26 protein-coding genes and 1 other annotated feature are annotated in these 25,194 nt (G+C 54.2%); of the genes, 25 read left to right on the forward strand and 1 reads right to left on the reverse strand.

Going from position 1 to position 25,194, the window contains the following annotated elements:
- Positions 1-54 precede the first annotated feature (54 nt).
- From P0X86_RS09130 to P0X86_RS09155, 6 genes are all read left to right on the forward strand, one after another.
- Entirely contained in the window at positions 55-429 is a 375-nt protein-coding gene (locus P0X86_RS09130) for a Na-translocating system protein MpsC family protein (RefSeq protein ID WP_009592183.1), read from the forward strand.
- A 149-nt stretch (positions 430-578) separates the two neighbouring features.
- A complete protein-coding gene (locus tag P0X86_RS09135) occupies positions 579-1,358 on the forward strand; it encodes an ABC transporter ATP-binding protein (protein WP_009592193.1) in 780 nt (259 codons plus the stop codon).
- A 30-nt stretch (positions 1,359-1,388) separates the two neighbouring features.
- On the forward strand, positions 1,389-2,270 hold the full coding sequence (locus P0X86_RS09140) for an ABC transporter permease (protein WP_090911916.1): 882 nt from the start codon (positions 1,389-1,391) through the stop codon (positions 2,268-2,270).
- A 53-nt stretch (positions 2,271-2,323) separates the two neighbouring features.
- A complete protein-coding gene (locus P0X86_RS09145) occupies positions 2,324-3,367 on the forward strand; it encodes an ABC transporter substrate-binding protein (protein WP_192569255.1) in 1,044 nt (347 codons plus the stop codon).
- Between the two features lie 45 nt (positions 3,368-3,412).
- Positions 3,413-4,075 carry a cysteine hydrolase family protein gene (locus tag P0X86_RS09150; protein ID WP_096773011.1) on the forward strand — a complete coding sequence of 221 codons (663 nt, stop codon included), beginning with the start codon at positions 3,413-3,415 and terminating at the stop codon, positions 4,073-4,075.
- Between the two features lie 100 nt (positions 4,076-4,175).
- The gene (locus P0X86_RS09155; protein ID WP_192569253.1) at positions 4,176-5,579 is read left to right on the forward strand and encodes an MFS transporter; all 1,404 of its coding nucleotides are present in this window, start codon (positions 4,176-4,178) and stop codon (positions 5,577-5,579) included.
- 74 nt (positions 5,580-5,653) lie between these two features.
- Here P0X86_RS09155 and P0X86_RS09160 read toward each other — a convergent pair whose 3' ends face one another.
- Positions 5,654-6,727: a M42 family metallopeptidase gene (locus P0X86_RS09160; protein ID WP_009592187.1), complete on the reverse strand. Its 1,074-nt coding sequence runs from the start codon at positions 6,725-6,727 to the stop codon at positions 5,654-5,656.
- Positions 6,728-7,287: 560 nt separating this feature from the next.
- On the opposite strand from P0X86_RS09160, the gene spoVAC reads away from it, so the two are divergent.
- From spoVAC to P0X86_RS09255, 19 genes are all read left to right on the forward strand, one after another.
- Entirely contained in the window at positions 7,288-7,776 is a 489-nt protein-coding gene (gene spoVAC / locus P0X86_RS09165) for a stage V sporulation protein AC (protein ID WP_015734151.1), read from the forward strand.
- A 7-nt stretch (positions 7,777-7,783) separates the two neighbouring features.
- Positions 7,784-8,797 (forward strand): stage V sporulation protein AD, encoded by a 1,014-nt coding sequence (spoVAD, locus tag P0X86_RS09170; protein WP_096773012.1) that lies wholly within the window; start codon positions 7,784-7,786, stop codon positions 8,795-8,797.
- A 4-nt stretch (positions 8,798-8,801) separates the two neighbouring features.
- Positions 8,802-9,152, forward strand: a complete 351-nt coding sequence (spoVAE, locus tag P0X86_RS09175; protein ID WP_015734153.1) for a stage V sporulation protein AE — start codon at positions 8,802-8,804, stop codon at positions 9,150-9,152.
- A 179-nt stretch (positions 9,153-9,331) separates the two neighbouring features.
- A complete protein-coding gene (locus P0X86_RS09180) occupies positions 9,332-10,288 on the forward strand; it encodes an AAA family ATPase (protein WP_009592163.1) in 957 nt (318 codons plus the stop codon).
- A gap of 2 nt (positions 10,289-10,290) precedes the next feature.
- The gene (locus tag P0X86_RS09185; protein ID WP_192569252.1) at positions 10,291-11,538 is read left to right on the forward strand and encodes a DUF58 domain-containing protein; all 1,248 of its coding nucleotides are present in this window, start codon (positions 10,291-10,293) and stop codon (positions 11,536-11,538) included.
- Entirely contained in the window at positions 11,535-13,775 is a 2,241-nt protein-coding gene (locus P0X86_RS09190) for a transglutaminase TgpA family protein (protein ID WP_277748349.1), read from the forward strand. The genes P0X86_RS09185 and P0X86_RS09190 overlap by 4 nt, the downstream gene beginning before the upstream one ends.
- Positions 13,776-14,010: 235 nt before the next feature.
- Positions 14,011-14,541 (forward strand): YqeG family HAD IIIA-type phosphatase, encoded by a 531-nt coding sequence (locus tag P0X86_RS09195; protein ID WP_015734156.1) that lies wholly within the window; start codon positions 14,011-14,013, stop codon positions 14,539-14,541.
- A complete protein-coding gene (gene yqeH / locus P0X86_RS09200; RefSeq protein ID WP_119849350.1) occupies positions 14,538-15,665 on the forward strand; it encodes a ribosome biogenesis GTPase YqeH in 1,128 nt (375 codons plus the stop codon). Before P0X86_RS09195 ends, yqeH begins: the two co-directional genes overlap by 4 nt.
- A 53-nt stretch (positions 15,666-15,718) precedes the next feature.
- Positions 15,719-16,585: a shikimate dehydrogenase gene (locus tag P0X86_RS09205; RefSeq protein WP_192569250.1), complete on the forward strand. Its 867-nt coding sequence runs from the start codon at positions 15,719-15,721 to the stop codon at positions 16,583-16,585.
- 100 nt (positions 16,586-16,685) lie between these two features.
- Entirely contained in the window at positions 16,686-16,976 is a 291-nt protein-coding gene (gene yhbY, locus P0X86_RS09210; protein ID WP_009592173.1) for a ribosome assembly RNA-binding protein YhbY, read from the forward strand.
- A gap of 63 nt (positions 16,977-17,039) precedes the next feature.
- Entirely contained in the window at positions 17,040-17,630 is a 591-nt protein-coding gene (gene nadD, locus P0X86_RS09215; protein ID WP_090911900.1) for a nicotinate-nucleotide adenylyltransferase, read from the forward strand.
- A complete protein-coding gene (gene yqeK / locus P0X86_RS09220; protein WP_015734160.1) occupies positions 17,614-18,192 on the forward strand; it encodes a bis(5'-nucleosyl)-tetraphosphatase (symmetrical) YqeK in 579 nt (192 codons plus the stop codon). The genes nadD and yqeK overlap by 17 nt, the downstream gene beginning before the upstream one ends.
- On the forward strand, positions 18,189-18,536 hold the full coding sequence (rsfS, locus tag P0X86_RS09225; RefSeq protein WP_009592160.1) for a ribosome silencing factor: 348 nt from the start codon (positions 18,189-18,191) through the stop codon (positions 18,534-18,536). The genes yqeK and rsfS overlap by 4 nt, the downstream gene beginning before the upstream one ends.
- Positions 18,533-19,435, forward strand: a complete 903-nt coding sequence (locus P0X86_RS09230) for a CvfB family protein (protein WP_096773020.1) — start codon at positions 18,533-18,535, stop codon at positions 19,433-19,435. Before rsfS ends, P0X86_RS09230 begins: the two co-directional genes overlap by 4 nt.
- Positions 19,436-19,476: 41 nt before the next feature.
- Positions 19,477-20,247 (forward strand): class I SAM-dependent DNA methyltransferase, encoded by a 771-nt coding sequence (locus P0X86_RS09235; RefSeq protein WP_009589238.1) that lies wholly within the window; start codon positions 19,477-19,479, stop codon positions 20,245-20,247.
- A gap of 434 nt (positions 20,248-20,681) precedes the next feature.
- Positions 20,682-21,548 carry a sugar phosphate isomerase/epimerase family protein gene (locus tag P0X86_RS09240; RefSeq protein ID WP_277748350.1) on the forward strand — a complete coding sequence of 289 codons (867 nt, stop codon included), beginning with the start codon at positions 20,682-20,684 and terminating at the stop codon, positions 21,546-21,548.
- A 25-nt stretch (positions 21,549-21,573) separates the two neighbouring features.
- Positions 21,574-22,743, forward strand: coding sequence for a Gfo/Idh/MocA family protein (locus tag P0X86_RS09245; RefSeq protein WP_277748351.1), 1,170 nt, complete (start codon positions 21,574-21,576; stop codon positions 22,741-22,743).
- 24 nt (positions 22,744-22,767) lie between these two features.
- Positions 22,768-23,841, forward strand: coding sequence for a Gfo/Idh/MocA family protein (locus tag P0X86_RS09250; RefSeq protein WP_277748352.1), 1,074 nt, complete (start codon positions 22,768-22,770; stop codon positions 23,839-23,841).
- Between the two features lie 85 nt (positions 23,842-23,926).
- Complete coding sequence (locus P0X86_RS09255; RefSeq protein ID WP_096773023.1) at positions 23,927-24,808, forward strand: AraC family transcriptional regulator; 882 nt, start codon at positions 23,927-23,929, stop codon at positions 24,806-24,808.
- A gap of 40 nt (positions 24,809-24,848) precedes the next feature.
- Positions 24,849-25,109, forward strand: a binding site (T-box leader).
- The last annotated feature ends 85 nt before the right edge of the window (positions 25,110-25,194 follow it).

Below are 25,194 nucleotides of genomic sequence, written 5' to 3' on the forward strand. Positions count from 1 at the left end.
CCTATACCTACCCCGGTCAATGTAATAATAATTTACACAAAGGGATGTTGAACCATGATGACAGCAGGCGAACTCAAACAGGATCTTTTGAGGGTTTACAACGCGATAAATAAGAAAATATTTAACGTGGGTGTAAAGCAGCAAAAAGTCGATTTCGTTGGCAACAAAATCATCATTGTGTCGAGGAATAGTAGAGTCCCCGTCCTAAAACTGCTGGATGAGAATTACCCCCTCTCTACCCGGCAGTTGGACCACCTTTTATTCCAGGTGTTCAAGCAGGAGATTAAAACCAGCCTGGAAGAGAAGTTTCCGTTTAAAATCATCTCCATTCTTAAAGACTATGATGCAGAGACCGAGTTTTCCGGTACCATCGTATTCTTGGAGAAGGAGATAGAAACATATCTGAACGACATGCCGGAACTCGGGTAGAGAGCGGGCCGATCGTCAGTTTGGTACCAAGGTACACGTTGGTGTGCGGCTTGGGGCTGGACTGGCGATTTTTTGTTACATCCGCTTTTGAAAATAAATGTGTGTTGTTACTGAAAAAACATGAAAAACAAAGAAGAGGAGGAAGGGCCATGACTCACAAAATCGAAATTTCGGGCGTCAGCAAATGGTTTCGCAGAAACGGGGAAGAGATTCCGGCCATGCGGGAGACGAGTCTGGCGATCGAGGAGGGGCGTTTTGTCAGCATAATCGGTCCCAGCGGTTGCGGCAAATCCACCCTGTTCAACATTATCGCCGGCCTGATGCCTCCTTCCACGGGCAAAGTGATGGCCGACGGAAAGGATATCGTCGGTACGACCGGTTATGTGGGTTATATGCTGCAAAAGGACATGCTTCTGCCATGGCGCACCATTCTCGATAACATCATTCTGGGCATGGAGGTTCGGGGCGTTCCCTACAAGGAAGCCGTGGAGAGGGCGCTGCCCTTGATGGAAAAATACGGTCTGAAGGGCTTTGACAAGCATTATCCGAAGGAACTCTCTGGGGGGATGAAACAGCGTGCCGCGCTGCTGCGGACGCTGCTCTACGACAGGGACATCATTTTGCTGGACGAGCCGTTCGGTGCGCTTGATGCACAGACCCGGTTGACCATGCAGAACTGGCTGCTGCAGATCTGGGAGGACTTTGGCAAAACGGTGCTGTTTGTCACCCACGACATCGATGAAGCGATTTACCTGTCGGATGACATCTACGTATTCTCGTCCAGGCCCGGGCGGATCAAGTCCAAAATCACCGTGACGATGGAGCGTCCACGCAAAACGGAAGACATGACGTCGCCGGCATTCATGGAGCTGAAGCATCATCTCATGGACCTGCTGTCGGCTGGGCATGAGGAAGAGCAAATATCGTAAAGCGAGAAGAACGAAAGGAGAGGGAGCCTGATGGAAACTGCACGCAAAGAGGCTTTTATCGTACATGCCGTGACACCCGCGGAGTCTGCCGCGGGTTCGTCCAAGCGGCCGGAGGTCGTGCCGTACATATTGGATGAAGAGGGACTGGAGCGCCGCAGGAGCCGGCGGATCGTTTGGGGAAGGGCCGCTGTAGCCGTGCTTGTTTTTCTGGTATGGGAAGTGTTCACCCGAATCGGACTGCTGGACTCCTATTATTGGAGCAGCCCCAGCGCGATCCTTCGCACAACCTGGACCCAAATCACCGAGGGGACCCTGTTAAGGGATATTACGTACACGTCCGGCTCAACCATACTCGGGTTTGTGTTCGGCACCTTCCTCGGTGCACTGCTCGGGCTATCATTCTGGTGGTCGAAATCGTATGCAGGGATCAGCGAGCCGTACCTAATCATACTGAATGCGATGCCAAAACTCGCCTTAGCGCCCGTACTCGTCATTCTGCTCGGAATCGGATTCTTCTCGAAGGTGGCTCTGGCTTTCTCCATGACGGTTGTCGTGTCGGCCCTGTCGGCATACAGCGGCGTGAAGAGCGTGGACCCGGATATGGAAAAGCTGATGTACTCCCTGGGCGCCAAGCGGCATCAGGTCTTTACCAAGGTCGTTGTACCGTGGTCCATGCCCTGGATCATCAGCAGTTTACGGATCAATATTGCCCTTGCGCTGGCAGGTGCCATCGTGGGCGAGTTCATTGCCTCAAGCCAGGGCGTCGGCCGGATGATTATGTATGCAGGAACGATACTGGATATCAACCTCGTGTGGGTGGGCGTCGTCGTCCTGTCGCTGCTGTCCATGGTGATGTACTGGGGCGTGGTCGTACTGGAGAAGTGGTTATCCAAGGGCTTGACCAAGCAATAGCACTGGACACATCCACCAAAAACGAACTATTTCTATTAAAAAGGGGAATTCATATGAACAAAAAAACGAGGAAACGTTCACTGCTGTTCGCACTGGTCATGGTCACCGCCCTGCTTGGCGCCTGCGGCAACGAGAAAAGCGACGGCAGCACCGTCTCCGCTTCCGGCGACGGGAAGCTCAAGAAAATCGTGATCGCCGAGCCGCTCCACTCCACGGGCTATCTTCCCCTGTACGTCGCACAGCGCGAAGGCTACTTCGAGAAAAGAGGGCTGGACGTCGAGGTTATCCAAGCGGCAGGGGGAGCGCACGTAACCGCCGTGGTCAGCGGTGATGCCTGGGGCGTTATCGGCGGGACGGAGTCCAATGCCTTGGCCAACAACAACAATTCCGACCCGATCATCTCGGTCGTCAATGTCGTCAATCGGGCGAACGTGTATTTAATGGCTAAGAAGGGCACCGCGCCTGCGAGCGATTCCCCCGAGGACCTGAAGGCATTTTTGCAAGGAAAAAAGATTAACGCCGGCCGCCATGGAGGGACACCGAATCTCTTAACCCGCTATCTGCTGATTCAGCTGGGGCTCGATCCGGAGAAGGATGTGCAGCTGCTGGAGCCGGCCGACGGCTCCACGGTGGTGACGATGGTTCAACAGGGCGCAGCCGATATCGCCAATGGAGCCGAACCGCAAATCAGCGACGGAATTTCGAAGAACGTGTGGGAGGAGCCGTTTTACAAATTTCATGATCTCGGGGATTTCTCGTATTCGGTGCTCAGTGTGAAGAAGTCTACCATCGAGAAGGATCCGGAAGCCGTTCAAAGCTTTACCGATGCCATCATCGAAGCGCTTGAAGTCGTCCAGTCGGATAAGGAACTGGCCAAGAAGAATCTGAAAGCCGAATTCCCCACATTATCCGAGGATGCGATACAAGCTGCGCTGGACCGTGCCTATGCGGACAATCTGTGGAGCTTGGACGGGATGATTTCGGAAGAAGCGTTGAAGCATGATATGGATGTCATGATAGAGACCGGAATTTTTAAAGGGGATTATACCTATGATGCCCTGGTGGATATGCAGTTTGTGAACCAATCCAAGAAGTAAACGTAAGAAGATTCCAAATATACGGGCCTGAAGGGGAGAGTTACGATGAAATCTTTGAATCAACTGATGCTGGGAAGCAAAGCGGCGGTGATCGTGGTGGATGTGCAAAACGATTATTGCCATCCGGAGGGGGCATTGCCTAGAGCGGGCTGCGATGTTAGCGGGGTGGCAGAGATGATGCCGCAGCTCCATAAGCTGCTTCATTCCGCCAGGGAGCTGAATGTGCCGATTATCTTCATCCAAACGCTGCATGAAAGAGCGACGGATTCCGAGGCCTGGACGACCAGGTCCTCCGGACGCTCGGCTCAAGTGTGCCGGAGGGGAAGCTGGGGAGCGGAATTTTACGAGATCACGCCCGAGGCGGACGATATCATTGTCAATAAACACCGGTACAGCGCATTTGTGAATACTAGGCTGGATTCGGTATTAAAGACGCTGAAGATCGAGACCTTGATCATGACGGGGGTCAGCACCAATGTGTGCGTGGAATCGACGGCCCGGGACGGCTTCATGCTGGATTATCATATCGTGCTCGCGTCGGATGCCTGCGCGTCGTATTCGCAAACGGCCCATGATATGACGCTGGAGAATATCGAGGGTTATTTCGGGAAAGTTAGTGAGGTGGCGCGGCTTATCGATATTTGGATGGATAAAAAAGCCGAGGAACCGGTGCGGCCGAAATCCGCGGCGCAGCCGGCCATCGGTTAGCTTGCACGGTACGCAGGTTCAAGCAGAGTGGAGCTCTCCGCATGGGGGGCTTTTTCTCTGAGCGGCACCGAAATTCATGAATAAAGCGGGTGAGTCCTGCATGAACAGCACATCAAGGATGATCGTTCAATACACCATATGTTTAGGGGCATTTCTGTCCAATCTGTCGGCCGGCATGTTCAACATCGCGCTTGTAGATATCGCAAGAACATTCGATTCCGGTATCCCCGCGGCACAGTGGATCGTGACCGCATATTTGCTCGTCATCTCCATCCTGCTCCCGGTCATGGGTAAGCTGGGGGACATGCTGGGCAGGCGGAAGATCCACAATATCGGCTATTTCGTGTTTATGGCCGGTGCGCTATGCTGCGCATTGTCTCCTTCCTTAAACGGTCTGATATCTTCCCGGATTCTTCAAGGCATCGGAGCGGCCATGTATCAAGCCACGAATATGGCGCTCATCATCTCCGTGTTTCCGAAGGAACAGCGCGGTAAAGCGCTGGGATTAATCAGCACGTTCGTGGCTGCGGGTTCCATGATCGGTCCGAGCCTTGGCGGAATCTTGATTCAATGGTTTTCGTGGCGGAGCAATTTTTGGCTGCTTACGGCGATCTCGCTGGTTGCATGGATATTCGCGCAGCGTTTCATTCCGAAGGACGAGCCGGATCAAGGCGTGAGCCGGCTGGACGTGCCGGGGGCTGCCTTTTTTGCGATATCCTTGACCGGACTGGTCACGGCCGTGAATTTGGGGGCTCAGTGGGGATGGGGTTCCTGGCAGGTTACGCTGCTGTTCATGATGTTCGGGGCAGGAGCCGCCGCATTCATCGGGTGGTGCCTGTCTTCCCGCTGGGAGCGAAAAGGGAAGGGCCATCTTCCGTTTATGAAGCTGGATCTGTTTCGGGATGCAGGCGTTAGCGTCGGAATCCTCATTACCATCATCACCTATATGGCCGCTTTCTCCGCGCAGCTTGTGCTGCCGGTGTTTTTGCTCAGCGAGCTGGGCATCGAACCTGCGACGGCAGGGCTGATCATGATGGGGTACCCGTTGTCGTTGATCATATTCTCCCCCTTAAGCGGAAGCTTGTCGGACAAGCTGGGGACATTTCCGTTATTGTCTGCCGGCTTGCTGGCCATGACGGCGGCGCTAATCGTGCTGGGCTTTGTATCGCCTGCGTATCCGATCTTCTTCCTGATTCTGCTTATCGTCCTGCTCGGCGGTTCCATGGGCTTGATCACGCCGCCGAACAATTCCCTGGTGATGGGCAGGACGTCCAAAACGGACCTCGGACTGATCAGCAGCATTTTGGCGCTGTCGCGAAATCTGGGGATGATGTTTGGCACGGCGGCGGGAGGCGCCATGCTGGCGCTTCCGGGTCAGGCGGCAGGGGGGCTTATCGGATTTCGGATGATATTTGTGCTGAATACGGCGCTGGTTGCCATCGTTTATATCACGATGCTCATATCGTTTCGCTTCGCCAGGCATAAGGAGACGTTATCTTCGTAAAGGCAGAAAGAAAAAAAGGGTATCCCGCAGTCTGTTCAAGACCTGCAGGATACCCTTTTCCATTTTCGTTTGGCTTACGCGCGGTCCAGGATCGTCTGGAGCGTCGTGCGGTCCAAGCCCTTGACGAGCTTGATCAGAAGCTCTTTGGCTGCCTCGTAGTCGTCCGTGTGGATGATGGACGAAGAGGTGTGGATATACCGGGAGCAAATGCCGATGATGGTGGACGGAACGCCGATGCCGCTTAAATGCACTTGGCCAGCGTCCGTGCCGCCCGGCGACACAAAGTATTGGTATTTGATTTTGTTTGTCTCCGCCGTATCCTGAACGTACTCGACCATGCCGCGATGGGTCAGCATCGTCGGATCGAAGATGCGAAGCAGCGCGCCTTGACCCAATTGGCCGAACTGGCTCTTGTCGCCCATCATGTCGTTCGCTGCGCTGGCGTCCAGACCGAAGAAAATATCCGGCTGAATCAGGTTTGCCGAAGTGCGGGCTCCGCGAAGGCCCAGCTCTTCCTGCACGGTCGCACCGGCGTATACCGTGTTGGGCAGCTTCTCGCCATGGAGCGCCTGGACCAGCTCGATGGCAAGGCCTACGCCGTAGCGGTTATCCCATGCCTTGGCCATGATTTTTTTCGGATTGGCCAGCGGCGTGAATTCGCAGATCGGAACGACTTGCAGGCCGGGACGAATGCCGAACGACTCCGCTTCGGCCTTGTTGTCGGCGCCGATATCGATATACATCGTTTTGATGTCGACCGGTTTGCTGCGCTGCGCTTCATCCAGCAGATGCGTAGGAATGGAGCCGACAACCCCGACGACCGGGCCGTTGTCCGTGATGATCTGCAGGCGCTGGGCAAGCACGGCTTGGCTCCACCAGCCGCCGAGCGGCTGGAAACGAACCATGCCCGCTTCGGTAATGCCGGTTACCATGAAGCCGACTTCATCCATGTGTCCGGCCACCATGACTTTCGGACCTTCATCGTTGCCGCGAAGGACCGCGAACAAACTGCCCAGCCGATCCTGCACGAACTCATCTGTATATGGAGAGAGGGCATCCTTCACCCAAGAACGGAGTTCCCTCTCAAAGCCCGGTGCAGCAGGGAATTCCGTTAATGTACGGAATAATTCCAGTGTTGATTCATTCATGACGAAATCGCTCCTTTAGAAAAGGTATGTAAGAGTTTTTCCTTTTCTAGTATGCCCCTATACATCCGAAAAGTCTACAAAGCCGGCTTCGTCAGGCTGCGTTATATAAATGTAACTGGAACAAGCACCCCCTATCCTGGACGGGAATACGATATAGAAAAACATGTGGATGTTTGTTGTCAGCGGGAAGGGGCAGAATATGAACCGCCATGGGATTGATGGATACGACTATCATGCCGAAGTCCGAGAACTTCTGCTCATTATGGTCTTGTTCATCCTACTCGTCATTTTATTGAAATACATTCTTATATAACGGCCGGCTCTAAACGAATCAAGTCAGTGAGGTTTGAATTTCAGCTTTCAGGATGTTCCTGGAAGCTGATTTTCGCGTTGGCGTCACTATGGCCGGACAAGCCATGATGCGTGGGCGAGAAGGATGATTTTCCAAACATAAAGGGAGATCATTCAAAGCATAATGATATGTGAGTGATATCCATAGCGGCTTTTCAGCGTTTGTTCAAAAGGATTCCATACTTAACCAATTGCGGAGGTGTATTGAAATGTCAGGCTCCAACCAAAAGCCTAAGTCTGATATCACCACGATGAGCTCGGCGGAATATCAGACGATTGCCAAAAAGCATGAGCCTCCCCGCGCCGTGCTTAAAAATTGCTTGCGCGCTTTTTTGGTGGGAGGCCTCATCTGTCTGATCGGCCAATGCATTCAGCGTTTTTTTATGTCCGTATTCGATATGAGCACCACCGAAGCGAGCAATCCCACGGTCGCCGTATTGATCATCCTCTCCGTCATTCTGACGAGCTTCGGCGTATATGACAAAATCGCGCAATGGGCCGGAGCGGGCAGCGCCGTGCCGGTCACGGGGTTTGCGAACTCCATGTGTTCCGCTGCGCTTGAACATCGTGCAGAGGGATTGGTTCTCGGGGTCGGAGCCAGCATGTTCAAGCTGGCGGGCTCCGTGATCGTATTTGGTACCGTGGCTGCGTTCATTATCGGTATCATTTACGCTATTTTCGGCATCGAGGGGAGGTAACGCGATCATGAAGGTGATCGGTCAAACATGGCAGTTCGAGAACAAACCCGTCATTATCAGCACGGGGACGATCGTTGGCCCTGAAGAAGGGGAAGGTCCGCTGGCCAACGATTTCGACTTTGTCTACGACAATATTGAGATCAACGAAAAAACATGGGAAAAGGCGGAACGGAAGCTGCTGGAGGACGCGTCGAGAAAAGCCGTCGAAAAGGCAGGCATCAAGGAAGACCAGCTGCAGTTTTTCGTGGGCGGGGACTTGATGAACCAGATCATCAGCAGTTCGTTTGCCGCCAGACAGATGGGCGTGCCGTATATCGGCGTGTTCGGTGCTTGCTCCACATCGATGGAGAGCCTTGCGGTCGCCTCCATGCTTGTCGATTCGGGCGGAGCCCAGTATGTCATGGCTGGTACGGCCAGCCATAACTGTACCGTCGAGAAGCAGTTCCGGTACCCGACGGAATACGGGTCGCAGAAACCGCCTTATGCGCAATATACGATCACGGGAGCAGGCTGCTCCGTCGTTTCGGACAAGGGAGACGGACCTGCCGTGACGTATGCCACCATCGGCAAGGTGGTCGATCTGGGCATCAAAGATCCGTTCAACATGGGGGCGGCGATGGCTCCGGCGGCGGCCGACACGATCACGAAGCACTTTAAGGACACGGGCCGGCAGGCGAAGGATTATGATCTGATCGTGACGGGCGATCTGGCCTCGGTCGGGCTTCCCATTGCGAAAGACCTCCTGCAGCAGAACGATGTCATCATGGACGGCACGGTATTTGCCGATTGCGGCTTAATGATCTACGACATGGAAAAACAGAAATACGTCAACGCAGGGGGCAGCGGCTGCGGCTGCTCGGCGGTTGTCACCTACGGCCATATTTTGAAACGGATGCGCAAAGGCGAATTGAAAAAGGTGCTGGTCGTTGCTACCGGTGCCTTGCTGTCGCCCCTTTCTTACCAGCAGGGTGAGAGCATTCCGTGTATCGCTCACGCCGTAGCCTTAGAGATGGGAGGATAACAAGATGCAGTTTTTATGGGCGTTTATTATTGGCGGATTGATTTGCGTCATTGGGCAAATTATGATGGACGTTATTAAACTGACGCCGGCGCATACGATGAGTACGCTGGTGGTTGCAGGGGCCATCGCGGACGGCTTCGGATTGTACGAGCCGCTGGTGAAATTCGCGGGAGCGGGAGCCTCCGTGCCGATCACGAGTTTTGGCAACTCGCTTGTGCACGGCGCGTTGACGGAGCTGGGGAGGGACGGCTGGATCGGGGTCGTGACGGGGATATTCGAAGTAACCAGCGCGGGGATATCCTCGGCGATCATTTTCTCCTTCCTGGCAGCGCTGTTCGTTCGTCCGAAGGGATAACACCCTTGAACATCCAGAAGCAAAAGATCTCGGCTTTATGCCGGGGTCTTTTTTTTCTGCCTAATGGGCCTGTAAGAAGGAGAACAACCAAAATATCTCTACGAATGTACTCCGGGACTTCGATCATGTACAATAGTACTAAATTAAGTATTTATTCCCTTACAGGAGGTTAGTCATACATGCCCGTAAGCCAAGAATCCATGAAAATCATTACCTCGGTACGAACCAATCTGGAGTCGTGCCTGCTAGGCAAAGAATTTGAGATCCAATTGCTCCTTACGGCGCTGCTCGCTGGCGGACATGTACTGATCGAAGATGTGCCCGGCACGGGAAAGACCCAACTGATCAAAGCACTAGCGAAATCCATGCAGGGGGATTACCGCCGCATTCAATGCAACCCGGATATCCTCCCGAGTGATATAACAGGCGTTTCCGTTTTCCACCCTCGAGACGAGATGTTTTACTTCCGACCAGGTCCGGTCATGACCAATATTTTGCTGGCGGACGAAATCAACCGGGCCACAACCAAAACGCAGTCGGCCCTGCTGGAAGTGATGGAGGAGCGCAGCGTAACGGTGGACGGGGCTACCCACGAACTCCCGCATCCTTTCATGCTGTGCGCGACCCAGAACCCGATTGATTTTGAAGGCACCTATATGCTTCCGGAAGCGCAGCTGGACCGGTTCATGCTGAAGCTGAGCCTGGGTTACCCTGATGCCGCCACGGAGAAGCAGCTGATGTACCGTTCGCGCGACGGGCAACTGTCGGACAAGCTTCAGCCTGTGACGCATATGGATAAGATTTCATCCATTCAGCGCGAGATTCGCGAGGTATTCATCGGCGAGCCCGTTGCCGATTACCTGCTGAATATCACCCGTTCGACCCGTGAGCACCCTTCCGTTATGCTGGGCGCAAGTCCACGGGCCACCCTGTCCTTCATGAATGCGGTTAAAGCCTATGCCTTCCTGCAAGAGCGGGATTACGTTCTGCCAGATGACGTGAAGACGCTTGCTCCCTACGTACTTTCGCACCGGATCATGCTGCGTCCGGAAGCCAGGCTCGACAATGCGAGTCCGGAGTCGGTGCTTGAGTTTATACTCCGTCAGGTTAAAGTGCCTGTTCAGATGGGGAGATAGGCATGCGCCGCGCGGTTTCGTTATTTTTGAATGGCATGCAGCCGTCCAGACTGGCAGCGGTATTGGCGGTATGGTGCCTATGTCTTTTGTATGTTTTATTCCAGGGAGGGAAAACCTCGCTCATGCTCTTCTCCATGGTCAGCCTTCTGACGGTCTATCTGATCGGCGCGGGTTTTGGCGGGGTCAATCGCGTCAAAGCGCACCGGGTCGTCCTTGGGGGAACGGAGCGCGGTGGAGAACAGCTTCATGCCGGCGAGCAGGTGCGCGTTAAGCTCGAGGTCCATGTCCCGGGGCTGCTGCCGATGCCCTATATGATCGTGCGCGAAGTGCTGCAGAGGCATAACGGAGACTCCTGGTCCTTTGAAGACAGCGTCATTCCGAACCTCCGGGGGGCAGGCAAGCTTGTATTCCAGACGCCTCCGCTCGAACGCGGGCGATATGTTTTTTCCAAGACGGAATGCATAAGCGAAGATATCTTCGGATTGATGGAGCATAAGGGACGCATCGAGGTTCAAACGGATTTCCGCGTTCTGCCGAGAACCATTTATATTCCAAAGTGGCAGCGGAACATTAGGAACTCCAGATTGGGCGGGACGCAAACCACGGTGTCGGCTTCAAGACGGGAAACCACGCAAATTAACGGCGTCCGCGATTATGTATATGGCGACCGGATCTCCCGGATTCACTGGAATGCAACGGCGAAGACCGGCTCGTGGAAATCGAAGGAATTCGAGCATGAGTCCTTCCCCAGAACGATGATCGTTCTGGATTGCGCCGCCGACGGATACGACAATGCCCAGCAATTCGAGCTTGCCGTATCGGCAGCCGCTTCGCTGATCGAATACGGGGCCAAGGAGCATGCGGGGACGGGGCTGTTCACGGCTGCCCAGGAAACCCAAATGTTCGCTCCGGCCGATCACGCCGGGGAACGGATGCGCATGATTCAGCATTTGGTTGACGTGGATTATAACCGGAAGAGCAAGCTGATTGCGTCCCTTGAGAAATCCTATCGCCATTTTCCCAAAGGAGCCTTGTTCCTGCTGATCAGCCCGATGAGCGGCAAAGAGGCTTCTGAGATCATGCGCTGGGTGGAGACCAGAGGGATGAACCCTTGCTTCTTGCAAATCGCTCCTTCCAAAGAAACAGCAAAACGCGATGAATCGATTTCGCTCCTGCAATCCCGGGGGATCTCAAGTTATTCGGTTGCTTCCCTCGATGAGCTTCCGGCTGCGCTTGGAGGTGGTGCATGATGAAGTTATGGCTGGACAAACTATCGACGACCTTCTTCAGCACGTTAACGATGTTGTGGATCTGGATCATGGGGATGCAGTGGGTATCCTTCACGGAAACGATATGGCTGTCGGAAACGACCGCCATCGTTATCGCGGCTCTAACGATTACGGCGGTTACCGAAGCGCTGCTGCCGATCAAGCAGGGTTACCGAGTGGTTCTCCAGTTTCTATTGATCCTGTATTGCGTATACAGTTTGCTGAAAACTTCCGGCAATCCGGTTCCTGTCTTCGGAGCGGAAAGTTTCCTGACCGAAGAACTCCTGTATCTCTTTCCTTATTTATGGTTTGCTATCGCTGCTTGGGCCATGTTCCTCTTTCTTGCCCGCTGGGCCAAAACCAAGGGACGCGTCCTTCTTGTAGTCGGGATCCACGTCATTAGTTTTGCCATTTTGGATTCCTTCACGAAAATCGTGCTGTGGGACGAGATTGCTTGGGTCGTCGGGGCCGGAATGGGCTGGCTCGTATCCAGCCACTTCAACCGGTTCCGCAGACGCTTTCCTCAAGGATGGGTCAATCTGTCGAAGTATCCGTTTAAGATTATCGCCAATATTCTGGTCATTTTCTCATTGATTATCGTGGCCGGCGTGAACATGCCCCACGTGAAGCCGACACTGACCGATCCTTATACGGCATGGAGAGAGTGGAACGGGGTACCGTTATCCGGCGTCGGCACATCGGGGACCGGAACCCTTATCGAGTCGGCGTCCGAAAGCATGTCCGGTTACGGAAGAGAGGATAACGATCTTGGCGGCGGTTTTAATTTTGATTATTCGCCGGTGATGTCGATCACCTCGGAAGAACGCAGCTATTGGCGCGGCGAAACCAGAGCCGTGTACTCGGGCACGGGCTGGGCTGACGGAGCCAGCAGCGGTCGATCCGGGACGGGAGTCGACATCGGCGACGCCTTGCCGGGAGAAGCCGGCACATCCGTACCTACCAAAAAGCTGGAACAATCGGTAACGATGCTGAGCGACACGGTGTATCCGGTCTTGTTCGGGGCCTACAGCGTTCGTCAGCTGGAAAGCCTGGATGAGGACATCGATCCGGACCGGCTCAGCTGGGTGACCGAAGGCGCGGAGATGCATTTGGACGACGTTCGCGATGCGGACTATCCGAAGAGTTATACCTTAACGTCGGAAGTTCCCGTCATCCCGATCGATGAGCTGAGCGCCAGAACTTATGATGAGCTGTATTCCGGCTCGTTCGACGAAGCCTACGTCCAGATGCCGAGAAATTTCCCGGACCGCGTATCGGATCTGGCCGAAGAAATTACGGCGGACGGAGACACGCCGTATGAGAAGGTTATGCTTTTGCAACAATATTTAACGAGCAACTATACCTATACCAACACCCCCGACCTTTCGCTCAAAAAGAGCGACGATTTCGTAGATGCCTTTTTGTTCGAAATCATGGAAGGGTATTGCGATTACTTCTCCACGTCCATGGTGATGATGACTCGGTCGCTGGATATCCCTGCTCGCTGGGTCAAGGGCTACGCCCCCGGCAGGATGACGGCTACGGAATACGTTCCGGTCGACGGTCAAACCTCGATCGAGCCTGATAACTATACCGTTACGAACGCTGACGCCCATTCCTGGGTTGAAGTATACTTCGGCGAGTACGGCTGGGTTCCGATCGAAGCGACTCCGGGATTCAGCATGCCGATTCTGACGGCAGACACCGAGGCTGAGCCCGTCATCGAGGAGGAAGTCGAAGAGGAAGAGAAGGCCGAGGACGAGGCAGCTCCTGCCCCGACTTCTGATAATCCATCATCCGGATGGGTTAAAGTCATAGTAACGGCAGCGGTGGTTGTCATCGTGCTGTGGATTCTGTATATCATGTGGAGAATGCGCATCAGCCTGCGCTTCGCCGGGGCACGGATTCGGGCAGGCAAGCCGCTGACGGCAGCTGATAAGGTGATTGCCGAGACGGAACGCTGGATCCGTTCCGTGCAGCGCAAGGGGTTGGTAAGGCAAGAACATGAAACGCTCCGTGAATCGGTTCGCCGCTGGGCATTTGCGCATCCTGAACTGGAAGCAGAGCTGAGACCGCTGCTGCAGCAGTTCGAGGCTGCCCGTTACAGCCCTGCGGAAGTGAAGGAAGAGCAGTGGCGCTCGGTCCAACAGGATGCCGAGAAGCTGAAGAAGTCCATCAAGAAGGTCCGCATTGTGCCGGACAAACGTCTATCAACGTAATCCAAGAAGACAGACCGCGTCACAAGTGGTTGTTCTTGCGATATCAGGATAGCTTGATATGAATACGTTCTGATATCGGTCATTTCAAGACCGCCCGGTCCGCTTCGACGGCTGCCGGGTGGTCTTTTGCTGGTAAAGATTGCAATCCGGAAAGAAGGAAGGCGCCGGCCGTGATTATTTTTACTAAGGAACCGGAATATGGTATAGTTTTTCGTATGAAATTGAGGTGACGAATTTGTTTGAAATGTTAATCCCAAAGCTCCGTGTCAACACGGTTTTTGATATTAACCTGGAGGAATTATATGAGCAGGGGTATCGTGGAATCATTACCGATTTGGACAATACCCTTGTTGGGGCCAAGGCGCCGCTTGCCACGCCGGAATTGGTCGTTTGGTTCAAAAGAGTGAAGGAGATCGGTTTCCAGCTCATCATCGTCTCGAATAATCAGCTCGAGCGCGTATCTAAATTCGCGACGCCGCTGGACATCCAGTATGTGCATGAAGCCCGAAAGCCAAGCAATACTCCGTTTCGCAAAGCGATGAACATGATGGAGCTCACTCCGGAGAAAACGGTTGTTGTCGGCGACCAGATGCTGACCGACGTATACGGCGGGAATCGGCTCGGCTTGTATACGGTTCTGGTTATGCCCATCGCCATCAACGATGAAGGATGGTTTACCCGCCTCGTCAATCGTCGGGTGGAACGCATCGCCTTGACCCGTTTGCGCAAAAAAGGATTATGGATGGAGGAGGAACCGAAATCATGACGTTGCCTACAGGCGGAGATGACATCAAGAAGTGCAGCGGCTGCGGCATACAGCTTCAGAGCGCTGCACAGGACAAGCCGGGCTATTTGCCGGAGAAGGCTTGGGACCGCGACCCGGTGATTTGCCAGCGCTGTTTCCGTATCAAGAATTACAACGAGGCTTCTTCGGTCGCCGTAGACCAGGATGAATTTTTACGGCTGCTCGGACAGATCGGCGGCAAGAATGCGCTGGTCATTCACATCGTGGATCTTTTCGATTTTGAAGGAAGCCTGATTTCAGGGCTGCAGCGGTTTGTCGGCAACAATCCGGTGATTCTGGCGGTTAACAAAACCGATCTTCTGCCGAAGGTGACCAATTGGAACAAGGTTCTGAATTGGGTGCAGAAGCAGTGCAAGGAGCATGGTCTGAGAACGGAAGACATCGTGCTCTGCAGCGCGAAGAAGAACCAAGGCTTTGAGCGGCTGCTGGAGACGGTTGCGCATTACAGGGGCGACCGGGATGTCTATGTGGTCGGCGCCACGAACGTGGGGAAATCCAGCTTGATCAATCGCCTGATCCGCGACTACAGCGATCTGGACCAGGAGCTGACCGTTTCCCGTTATCCCGGAACGACGCTCGATATGGTCAATATTCCGCTGGATGACGGCCGGTATATTATTGATACGCCCGGCATTGTGTACCCATGGCGCTACAGCGAGCTCGTGAGCCGTGAGGATTTGGGGACGGTCATGCCGGAGAATCCGCTGAAGCCGATGGTATACCAGCTGAACGAAGGGCAGACCCTCTTCTTCGGAGGTTTCGGCCGCTTTGATTTTCTGCAAGGGGAGCATCAATCCTTTACTTGCTTCATCAGCGGCCGGCTCGGCATTCATCGGACCAAGCTGGAACGGGCGGATTCGCTATTTGCGGAGCATGCCGGGGAGCTGCTGTCCCCGCCGACCAAGGAACGGCTTGAAGAGCTTCCGGAATGGACGAGACACGAAATTCGTATTCCTAAGGGTGCGCGCCAAGACGTGTTTATCTCGGGACTCGGCTGGATCAAGATCAACGGTGAGCAGGGAGCGCTTGTAGCGGTTCATGTACCTAAAGGTATCAAAGTCTTGTCGCGTCCATCCCTGATATAAGTGATATATCCCAATGGTAACCGTCCGGCTATCATGGGAGAGGCAGAGGAGAAATGAAAGTGAATCCAATGAACGAGCGTGATTATTTGCTCCTTGGCGTAATGGGGGATCCGATCGGCCACTCGAAATCGCCGGCCATGCATGATGCGGCGATCAACGCCCTAGGTTTGTCAGGAGCGTACGTCCCCCTTCATATTCGTCCGCAGGGCCTGGGCGACGCCATCCAGGCCGTCAAAGCACTGGGATTTCGAGGGGTGAACGTAACGATCCCGCACAAGGTGGAAGTCATGAAGTATTTGGACGTCGTCGATGAAGGGGCGCAGCGCATCGGTGCCGTGAACACCATCGTCAATGACAACGGCAAATTGACGGGTTACAATACGGACGGCATCGGATATGTTCGTTCATTAAAGGATGAAGCCTGTCCCGACCTGAAGGGAAAGCGCATCGTTGTCATTGGTGCGGGCGGTGCCGCAAGAGGCATCATCTATGCCCTTATCGGCGAAGGGCCCGAGAAGATATCCATTGTAAATCGGACGTCCGCCAAAGCATTGGCGCTTGCCGAGGAGTGGAGCTCGCTTGCGGACTTGAGAGGGTACGGAGAGGAACAGGCCGGAGAGGCGTTGTCGGATGCCGATGTCATCATTAACACGACCTCGGTGGGCATGTTTCCCCGGGTTTCGGAGCTTCCCATTCCGTCGGAGTCCATACGTGAAGGGACCGTTGTCAGCGATTTGATCTACAATCCGTTGAAGACCGAGCTGCTGCGGCAAGGGGAGCTTCGGCGATGCACCATACACGGCGGGCTTGGAATGTTCATTAATCAAGGTGCCTATGCATTCGAATATTGGACGGGTCTGACGGCACCCGTGCAGGCCATGAAGGAAGCCGTTCTGACCAGCTTCCAATCCGAGTCTTAATATCTTTGTTTATTGATTAATGCTTATGCAAAAGCTACAATATAGCTTTCGACAAGCGCCAGGTTTTAATAATTGAATGTTTAAGGAGTAATGACCAAGCATGTTAACAGGAAAGCAAAAACGACATTTACGCTCGCTCGCCCATCATCTGGATCCGCTGTTCCAGGTAGGCAAGGGAGGCAGCAACGAGCATCTGATCCGTCACATTTCCGAGGCGATCGAGAAGCGGGAACTCATGAAGGTATCCGTGCTCAACAACTGTCTTGAAGACCCGCGCGAAATCGCCCAGGAGCTTGCTGAAGGAGCCGGAGCCGAGCTGGTGCAGGTGATCGGCAAAACGATCGTGCTTTATAAAGAATCGAAAGACCACAAAACCATCGAACTGCCGTAGGGGGCCGGACGGCTCCAGCTTAGCGGATATTAATAACTCTCTAATTAGGGGAGGTGAACCCGGATGAAGGTGGGGATAATGGGAGGAACCTTCGATCCCATTCATATCGGGCATATGCTCGCAGCCGAATGCGCGCGGGACGCTTACGATCTGGAAGAGGTGTGGTTTATGCCAAGCCACATCCCGCCGCATAAGGAAGATGCCGGCGTAACGGGCCTGATGAGGCTGGAGATGACCGCTGAAGCCATAGCCGGTCATCCGTCGTTTCGCACGTTGGATTGGGAAGTGAAACGCGGCGGCGTCTCCTACACGGTAGATACGGTCAGAGAGCTGCGCGATGCGTACCCCGAGCATGACTTCTACTTCATTATCGGTGCGGATATGGTTGCGTATCTTCCCAAGTGGAACCGGATCGGCGAACTGGCGGAAATGCTGACTTTTATCGGGCTTAACCGTCCCGGAACCGAACTATCGGTGGATGATCTGCCCGATTTTCTGCAAAAGGCGGTTGTCACGGCCGAGATGCCGCTGATCGAAATCTCCTCCACCATCATTCGGAGCCGGGCGGCATCAGGTTCGTCCATCCGTTATATGGTGCCGGACCGAGTATACGATTATATTGTTAGGAGCGGTATTTATGGACTACAGCCGTGATGAGCTCATAGAAGCCGTATCCTCCCAAATGCCGGCCAAGCGCTGGGAGCATACCAAAGGCGTCATGGAAACCGCGGTCATCCTTGCCGGCAGGTTCGGAGCCGACCCGGTTAAGGCGGACTTGGCCGCCATCCTGCATGACGTGGCCAAATACTGGCCCGTGCAGAAGCTTCATCAGATGATGGTGGAGCATAAGCTCTCCGACGAGCTGCTCCATTACGACAAACAGCTTTGGCATGCTGAAGTCGGGGCATTCGTAGCGGAACACGAATATGGCGTAACGGATGCCGAAGTGCTTGACGCCATTCGGTACCATACGTCGGGGCGCATCGGCATGACGCTCCTTGACAAGGTGGTCTGCCTGGCGGATTATATGGAACCGGGGCGGGATTTCCCCGGCGTGAATAATATTCGCGAACTGGCCAACCATAGCCTTGAAGAGGCGCTTGCAGCCGGTTTTGATTCGACGATTGGATATCTGCTCTCGCGCAGACAAATCATTTTTCCGTTGACGGTGCTAGCCCGCAACGATCTAATTAAGCAATTGGAGGCGAATTCATGACGTTGAAACCGAATGAATTGTTAAATGTGGCAGTAGCTGCCGCTGAAGATAAAAAAGCGATGGATATCGTGGTCCTGGATCTCAGAGGGATTTCCCTGATCGCCGACTATTTTGTCATTTGCCACGGTAACTCGGATACCCAGGTTCAAGCGATCGCAACCGAGGTCCGCAAACGGGCTCACGACGAGGGCGTGGCATTGCGCGGACTGGAAGGAATGGATGCTGCCCGTTGGGTGCTGATGGACCTTGGCGACGTGATCGTTCATATTTTTCACCGCGATGAGCGGGAATACTACAACATCGAGCGTCTGTGGTCGGATGCCAAAGTGGTGGAGAACGTATGAGTCTGATTGCCGGCACATTAACGAAACTCGTTGTATCCAGGGAAGTGTCCCCTTACGGTTATTTTCTGGATGGCGGAGATCGGGATGTGCTTCTTCACTATTCGGAGCTTACGGGTAAAATCGAGCCGGGGGATACGATAGAAGTCTTTATATTCTTCGATACCGAAGACCGCCTAGCCGCAACGATGAAGAAGCCGTTCCTAACGCTGGGCGAAACGGCGAAGCTTGAAGTGGCCGACGTCCATCCGCGCCTCGGCTGTTTCCTTGAGATGGGACTTGGCAGGCAGCTGCTGCTTCCGATCCGGGAATTGCCGGAGCTGCGGGAGCTTCACCCGCAAGTGGGAGACCACGTGTTTGTGATCATGGAGCATGATAAGCAAGGCCGGCTGCGAGCGAAACTCGCCGGGGAACAGGAGCTAGCTCCGCTTGCGTTCCATGCGCCGGATTCGTGGAAAGGCCAATGGTTTACTGCCCTGGTGTATAAACCGCTCCAAATGGGCACGTTTGTCATCATCGACGGCGGCGTGGTCGGCTTCGGCGCGATCGGCATGATCCATTCCTCGGAACGGACGCGGATGCTGCGTCTTGGCGAAGAGGTAAAGGTTCGGGTCAGCCATATCCGGGAGGATGGCAGGGTCAACCTGTCCATGGTTCCGCAAAAAGAGATCGGACGGACCGATGATGCAGACCGGCTGCTTGCTTTTCTGAAGGAGCGTCCCGGCCATGCGATGCCGTATTCGGATGAAACGCCGCCCGACATCATCAAGCAGCGTTTCGGCATCAGCAAATCCGCCTTTAAACGCGCCCTTGGCAAGCTGATGAAGGAAGGCCAGGTTACGCAGAAGGACAGCTGGACGTATATGGTCAAAAAAGAGGAGAACTCCGGTTCAAACGAATAACCCGGCAACGCAGGGGAAGCTTCTAAGAAAGTGGTGTCATCATGTTGTCTTACCGCAAGTTTGCTTACGTATATGATCAACTCATGGAAGACATGCCGTACCCGGACTGGATCCGCTTTGCGAGAACCGCCTGGGAGAAGCACGGAATGCCAAAAAGCGTCGTCGAGCTCGGATGCGGGACAGGCAGCATCACCATACCGCTCGTCAACTCCGGTTTTGAGGTAACGGGGATTGACCTGTCAGCGGATATGCTGTCGGTTGCCAGGCGCAAGCTGGAGGGCACGCCTCAGGGACATCGCTTGTTCCGGGAAGGGAGCGTCCGCTGGGTGCAGCAGGACATGCGTTCCTGGGAGCTGCCCGAGCAGGTGGATTCCGTCATTTCATTTTGTGATTGTGTGAACTACCTGCTGGAGGAGAAGGACATCCGCTCCGCTTTTGCAAGGACCTACAACGGTCTCAAGGAAGGCGGCACGTTCCTGTTTGACGTGCATCACCCCAATACGCTGCTGCGATACGACGAAGAGCAGCCATTTGTTCTGGATGAACGGGAAGTGTCCTATATATGGACATGCGACCTGGACGAACGCAGGATGGAGATTGAACACCATCTCTCCATTTTTGCACGGGATGACCAAGACCGAACGATCTACCGCCGCTTTGAAGAAACGCATGTCCAGCGGGGATACGACCCGGAATGGATGAAGGTTGAGCTGATTAAGGCCGGATTCCGGGACGTGAAATGCTATGCCGATTTTGAGTGGACGGAAGCGGGTCAGGATGCATCCAGGCTGTTCTACGTTGCCGTAAAATAAACGAATACCCTATGAGAAGGCACGCTTCTTCGTCTATTCAGGACGGAGGAGGTGCCTTTTTTGGTTATATAAGAGTGCCTAAACTTCGAGTCCGGGCCTCTTCGAAAATCGCTATGGATGCGACGGCTCATCGCGGTCTGTTCTCAAGGGAAACACGTCGATGGACACTGTGCTTGTATCAACGGGAGCTGCATTATATTCAAAGACATTTCTTTTCGGCTTTATTTGACTGTGGTTAAGGTTCATGGGAAGGGATATGGGTTTGCTTTCGGTACTGTGCTACGATGGGGGATAGATAGGATCATCAGATATGAGAGCGCTATCTTTCGGGAGGCTTTTAACCATCCGGAACGCACTGAATGACATCATATGAGTTCAACGTTGGTCAAATGATGCATAAGCTAATAAATTTGGTCGAGAGAGGATGAATGATTATGAAACTGTCCGTATTTACGGTCGCCACCCCTGATTTACTGCCGGAGGAATTGGCCCAAGCGGCGGCGGATGCCGGTATCGAAGGGATCGAGTGGCGCTTCAAGGAGATTCCGGAAGAGGCTGCCGGAGAGAAGCCTTCCTTCTGGCGGCATAACCGCTGCTCCATCGATCCAAACGGCACGCAGGAAGATTGGCTCAGATTTAAGCAAGCAGCCGACAAGCATGGCCGGCGCAGTCTTGCGGTCGTTCCTTATCTGACCTGCGGCGACGTGGAAGCGACGGAGAAGGTCATGCAAGCGGCCAAGCTGGTCGGAGCCTCTTTCATTCGCGTTGGGATTCCGGGATATGACCGAACGCGCAATTACAACGAGCTGTACGACCAGGCGGTCCGTTACCTCCATGAGGTGCAGGATCTCGCTGCCGCTTACGGGGTTAAAGCCGTGGTGGAAACCCATCATCTTACGATCACTCCGAGCGCCGGACTGACGCACCGGCTCGTATCCCACTTCAATCCGCAGCATATCGGCGTGCTGTATGATCCGGGCAACATGGTCCATGAAGGTTACGAGAACTACCGGATGGGCTTGGAGCTTCTCGGTCCCTACCTGGCTCATGTCCATGTGAAGAACGGGGGATATCGAAAAACGCCTTCGAAGGATGGAAGCTCGGCATCCTGGTCCGGAGAATGGGTCTCGCTTGACCAAGGGGCCGTCCCATGGAAGCAGGTCATACAGGATTTGCAGTCGGTCGGCTATGAAGGTTACTACGCAATCGAGGATTTTAGCGGGACGTTTGAATCCAGGGAGATGCTGCTTCGTTTTGCCGAGCAGATGAACATGTGGGCAGACCATAAACAAAGCGTATAGGACACTTATGAAGGAGGCGATAGATATGGAACAGGTAAGAGTAGGGGTTATCGGACTGGGGATGGGTTTTTCGCATGCCAAATCGCTTGCCGCTGGGCGGATTGCGGGGGCGCGGCTTAGCGCCATATGCGACCTCAACCCGGCCAAGCAGGAAGAAGCGAGGGCTACGCTCCCTTCGGACGTGAAAATTTGGAGTGACACGGACGCTATGATCTCTTCGGGAGAGATCGATGCGGTGATTATCGCAACGCCCCATTATGCCCATCCTCAAGTGGCCATCGCGTGCCTGAACAAAGGACTCCACGTCCTGATTGAGAAGCCGGCGGGCGTGTATACGAAGCAGGTGCGGGAAATGAACCGCGCGGCCGAAGCCAGCGGCAAAGTGTTCTCGATCATGTACAATCAGCGCTGCAATCCGCTGTATAAAAAGCTTAGAGAGCTCATCGCGGCCGGCGAGCTCGGCGAAGTGCGGCGAATGAATTGGATCGTCACGAATTGGTACCGCTCACAGAGTTATTACGATTCAGGCGGATGGCGCGCGACTTGGGCGGGAGAAGGCGGAGGCGTCCTGATTAACCAATCTCCGCACCAGCTGGATCTGTGGCAGTGGACAACCGGCATGATGCCGAAAAGAATCCGCGCATTTTGTTCGTTCGGCAAGTACCGGAACATTGAAGTGGAAGACGATGTGACGGCTTATGCGGAATACGAGAACGGCGCCACGGCCGTCTTCATTACGACAACGGGGGAAGCGCCGGGCACGAATCGGTATGAAGTGACGGGAGACCGCGGTAAAATCGTCATCGAGGACGGCAAGCTTACCTTCTGGCGTCTCCGGGTGCCTGAACCGGAGTTCAATCAGCAGTATACCGGGGGCTTCGGCGAACCGGAATGCTGGAAATGCGAGGTGCCGATTTCGGGGGACAATCCGCAGCATAACGGCATCATCCAGAACTTTGCGGACGCCATTTTGCACGGAACGCCATTGATTGCGCCGGGCGAAGAGGGAATCCACGGATTGACCCTGTCCAATGCCATGCATTTGTCCACCTGGACCGACAATTGGGTCGACCTGCCGTTGGACGAAGATCTGTATTACGAGATGCTGCAAGAACGGATAGCGAATTCGTCCACCCGGAAAACGGTCAAGGAGATCGGGCCGGTGGATATGAGCAAGACGTTTGGCGCTTATTAAATTACAATCGGGGAGGCTCTTGGTATGGACCGCAGCAATGGAATGCTCTATGCGCCGGTGGGCAAGGCCCAGCCGGTGTGCAAGCCCGGAGAATTTATTTTTGCAGCCATGTCGCTGGAGCATGGCCATATATACGGCATGTGCAACGGCTTGATTGAGGCCGGGGCGACGCTGAAGTGGGTGTATGACTCAGACCCCGCCAAGGTTGCTGCTTTTTGCAAGGCATACCCGGAGGTTGCCGTGGCTTCCTCCGAGGCCCAGGTGCTGGAAGATACCGAAGTTCATCTGGTGGCGGCTGCCGCCATTCCTTCGGAGAGATGCGAGCTTGGCCTGAAGGTCATGTCGCACGGCAAGGATTATTTCACGGATAAAACGCCGTTCACCACGCTGGAGCAGGTGAACGCTGCACGCGCGAAAGCCGCGGAGACGGGCAAGAAATACATGGTCTATTACAGTGAACGGCTGCATGTGGAGAGTGCCGTCCATGCCGGGAAGCTGATTCAGGACGGGGCGATCGGGCGAGTGGTGCAAGTGATGGGAACCGGACCGCACCGTTTGAATGCGTCCTCCCGCCCGGACTGGTTTTTCCGTCATCAACAGTACGGGGGCATCCTGTGTGACATCGGCTCCCACCAGATCGAACAATTTTTGTTTTATGCGGGATGCCGCGATGCCAAGGTGCTCGGCAGCAAGGTGGGCAATTATGCGAATCCGGAATACCCCGAGCTGGAGGATTTCGGAGATGCAACGCTGGTGGGAGACAATGGAGCCACCAATTATTTCCGCGTCGATTGGCTGACGCCCGGAGGACTTGGCACTTGGGGAGATGGCAGAACCTTTATTCTGGGAACGGAAGGATACATCGAGCTTCGCAAATACATCGATATCGCAAGGCATCCGCAGGGGGATCATCTGTACTTGGTTAACGGTGAAGGAGAGTTTCATATGGAACTCCAGGGGAAAGTGGGCTATCCGTTTTTCGGGGAGCTTATCCTGGACTGCCTGGAACGCACGGAACATGCCATGTCCCAGGAGCATGCCTTCAAGGCCGGAGAATTGTGCGTGATTGCCCAAAATGAAGCCGTGCGTATTCCCTAAAATCATTTATAATAGAGAAAACCCCGTTACGTTGAGGGTTGGGGGTTAGACGACTCCAAAATCGCTAAAGGGGCGATTCTCTAAAATGACCTCATCTGTCGATATGATGCCAGGCTTTGACCGCATGCAGCTTCAAGCGCCGTTCGATCTGACCTACTACAATGAACAGCCGCTGTCGGGAGGGCGGTTTCACTCGCATGCTTTTTATGAAATTTATTATTTCCATGAGGGACGCTGCACGTATTTGATCGGCGATTCCGTGTTCACCCTGAAACCGGGGGATCTGCTCCTGATGAACGGGCTTACGCTGCACTGTCCGAACGTTGAACCCGATTCCAGATATGTCAGGAGCATTTTGCATTTTGATCCGGCCTGGGTCTGCAGGGGGCTTTCGGAGACGGCCAAATCGATATTGCTGGACCCCTTCGAAACGCTGCGGAATCATCGCATGACGCTGACGGGGGAGAACCGGGAAGAATTCGAAGGGATGCTGGCCGATATACACCGCCTGTCGTCCTCCACGGCCGGCTTTCGCCAGGAGCGGATGACCCTTCGAATCCAGGAGATGATGTACGTCATCGCCGATTGGTGCCAGGCCGCCGTGCAGGATCACGACTCGATCTCGGAGAAGGAGCGGCATGTCCAGCATGTCGTCTCGTTTGTCGAGGAAAATTATATGCTGGATTTGACGCTGGAGGGAATCGCCCGCGACATGCATATCACGAAACACTACTTATCCTCCTTATTCAAGGAAGTGACCGGAACGACGGTGTTCAAATATGTGTATCACCGGCGGATCAACCAGGCCAAAATCATGCTTAGGCTCCACCCCCATCTGAGCATAACGGAGATCAGCCAGGCGTCCGGTTTCAAGCATTTGGCCCATTTCAGCCGGATGTTCAAGGCCATGGTCGGGACCACGCCGGAACATTACCGCAGAAGCGGAGAAGAGCTTTCGTTGACTTGACCGCGCTTTTTGGGTATAATAGCCACATTAAAACGGTAATATGAACGCGATGATGAGGATCAATCGTTCCAATTTCGATCATGCAGAGAGCCGGTGTCTGGTGAAAACCGGTTGACGATAGGGATGAACTCGCCTCGGAGCAATGGTGTTAACCCGGCCGTCGGAGGGCTGTATTCCGGCAGAATCGGCCGACGAAGCATCGTCGTCTTATCCGCGATAAGGATGCAAAGGGAGCGAAAGGCAAAGCATGCCTTTGGCTAACTAGGGTGGTACCACGGGAATCTAACCTCTCGTCCCTAGCGATCAACGCTATGGATGATGAGGTTTTTTTGTTTTTTTGGGCAATGGCGCAGGCCTTGCCTCTCGACTGTGAAGGAGGAGCAATG

It is taken from the genome of Paenibacillus sp. BR1-192, assembly GCF_029542445.1.
GTDB classification, from domain to species: Bacteria; Bacillota; Bacilli; order Paenibacillales; family Paenibacillaceae; genus Paenibacillus_AQ; species Paenibacillus_AQ lautus_A.

What these genes read in the sequence shown, in the direction of transcription:
- yhbY (WP_009592173.1), top strand. Translation starts at nt 16,686, where the DNA reads ATGTTAACAGGAAAGCAAAAACGACATTTACGCTCGCTCGCCCATCAT.
- spoVAE (WP_015734153.1), top strand. Translation starts at nt 8,802, where the DNA reads ATGCAGTTTTTATGGGCGTTTATTATTGGCGGATTGATTTGCGTCATT.
- P0X86_RS09180 (WP_009592163.1), top strand. Translation starts at nt 9,332, where the DNA reads ATGCCCGTAAGCCAAGAATCCATGAAAATCATTACCTCGGTACGAACC.
- P0X86_RS09145 (WP_192569255.1), top strand. Translation starts at nt 2,324, where the DNA reads ATGAACAAAAAAACGAGGAAACGTTCACTGCTGTTCGCACTGGTCATG.
- rsfS (WP_009592160.1), top strand. Translation starts at nt 18,189, where the DNA reads ATGACGTTGAAACCGAATGAATTGTTAAATGTGGCAGTAGCTGCCGCT.
- P0X86_RS09140 (WP_090911916.1), top strand. Translation starts at nt 1,389, where the DNA reads ATGGAAACTGCACGCAAAGAGGCTTTTATCGTACATGCCGTGACACCC.
- P0X86_RS09240 (WP_277748350.1), top strand. Translation starts at nt 20,682, where the DNA reads ATGAAACTGTCCGTATTTACGGTCGCCACCCCTGATTTACTGCCGGAG.
- spoVAC (WP_015734151.1), top strand. Translation starts at nt 7,288, where the DNA reads ATGTCAGGCTCCAACCAAAAGCCTAAGTCTGATATCACCACGATGAGC.
- yqeK (WP_015734160.1), top strand. Translation starts at nt 17,614, where the DNA reads ATGGACTACAGCCGTGATGAGCTCATAGAAGCCGTATCCTCCCAAATG.
- P0X86_RS09135 (WP_009592193.1), top strand. Translation starts at nt 579, where the DNA reads ATGACTCACAAAATCGAAATTTCGGGCGTCAGCAAATGGTTTCGCAGA.
- P0X86_RS09245 (WP_277748351.1), top strand. Translation starts at nt 21,574, where the DNA reads ATGGAACAGGTAAGAGTAGGGGTTATCGGACTGGGGATGGGTTTTTCG.
- P0X86_RS09205 (WP_192569250.1), top strand. Translation starts at nt 15,719, where the DNA reads ATGAAAGTGAATCCAATGAACGAGCGTGATTATTTGCTCCTTGGCGTA.
- P0X86_RS09185 (WP_192569252.1), top strand. Translation starts at nt 10,291, where the DNA reads ATGCGCCGCGCGGTTTCGTTATTTTTGAATGGCATGCAGCCGTCCAGA.
- spoVAD (WP_096773012.1), top strand. Translation starts at nt 7,784, where the DNA reads ATGAAGGTGATCGGTCAAACATGGCAGTTCGAGAACAAACCCGTCATT.
- P0X86_RS09160 (WP_009592187.1), bottom strand. Translation starts at nt 6,727, where the DNA reads ATGAATGAATCAACACTGGAATTATTCCGTACATTAACGGAATTCCCT.
- P0X86_RS09250 (WP_277748352.1), top strand. Translation starts at nt 22,768, where the DNA reads ATGGACCGCAGCAATGGAATGCTCTATGCGCCGGTGGGCAAGGCCCAG.
- yqeH (WP_119849350.1), top strand. Translation starts at nt 14,538, where the DNA reads ATGACGTTGCCTACAGGCGGAGATGACATCAAGAAGTGCAGCGGCTGC.
- P0X86_RS09255 (WP_096773023.1), top strand. Translation starts at nt 23,927, where the DNA reads ATGACCTCATCTGTCGATATGATGCCAGGCTTTGACCGCATGCAGCTT.
- P0X86_RS09230 (WP_096773020.1), top strand. Translation starts at nt 18,533, where the DNA reads ATGAGTCTGATTGCCGGCACATTAACGAAACTCGTTGTATCCAGGGAA.
- P0X86_RS09130 (WP_009592183.1), top strand. Translation starts at nt 55, where the DNA reads ATGATGACAGCAGGCGAACTCAAACAGGATCTTTTGAGGGTTTACAAC.
- P0X86_RS09150 (WP_096773011.1), top strand. Translation starts at nt 3,413, where the DNA reads ATGAAATCTTTGAATCAACTGATGCTGGGAAGCAAAGCGGCGGTGATC.
- P0X86_RS09155 (WP_192569253.1), top strand. Translation starts at nt 4,176, where the DNA reads ATGAACAGCACATCAAGGATGATCGTTCAATACACCATATGTTTAGGG.
- nadD (WP_090911900.1), top strand. Translation starts at nt 17,040, where the DNA reads ATGAAGGTGGGGATAATGGGAGGAACCTTCGATCCCATTCATATCGGG.
- P0X86_RS09190 (WP_277748349.1), top strand. Translation starts at nt 11,535, where the DNA reads ATGATGAAGTTATGGCTGGACAAACTATCGACGACCTTCTTCAGCACG.
- P0X86_RS09235 (WP_009589238.1), top strand. Translation starts at nt 19,477, where the DNA reads ATGTTGTCTTACCGCAAGTTTGCTTACGTATATGATCAACTCATGGAA.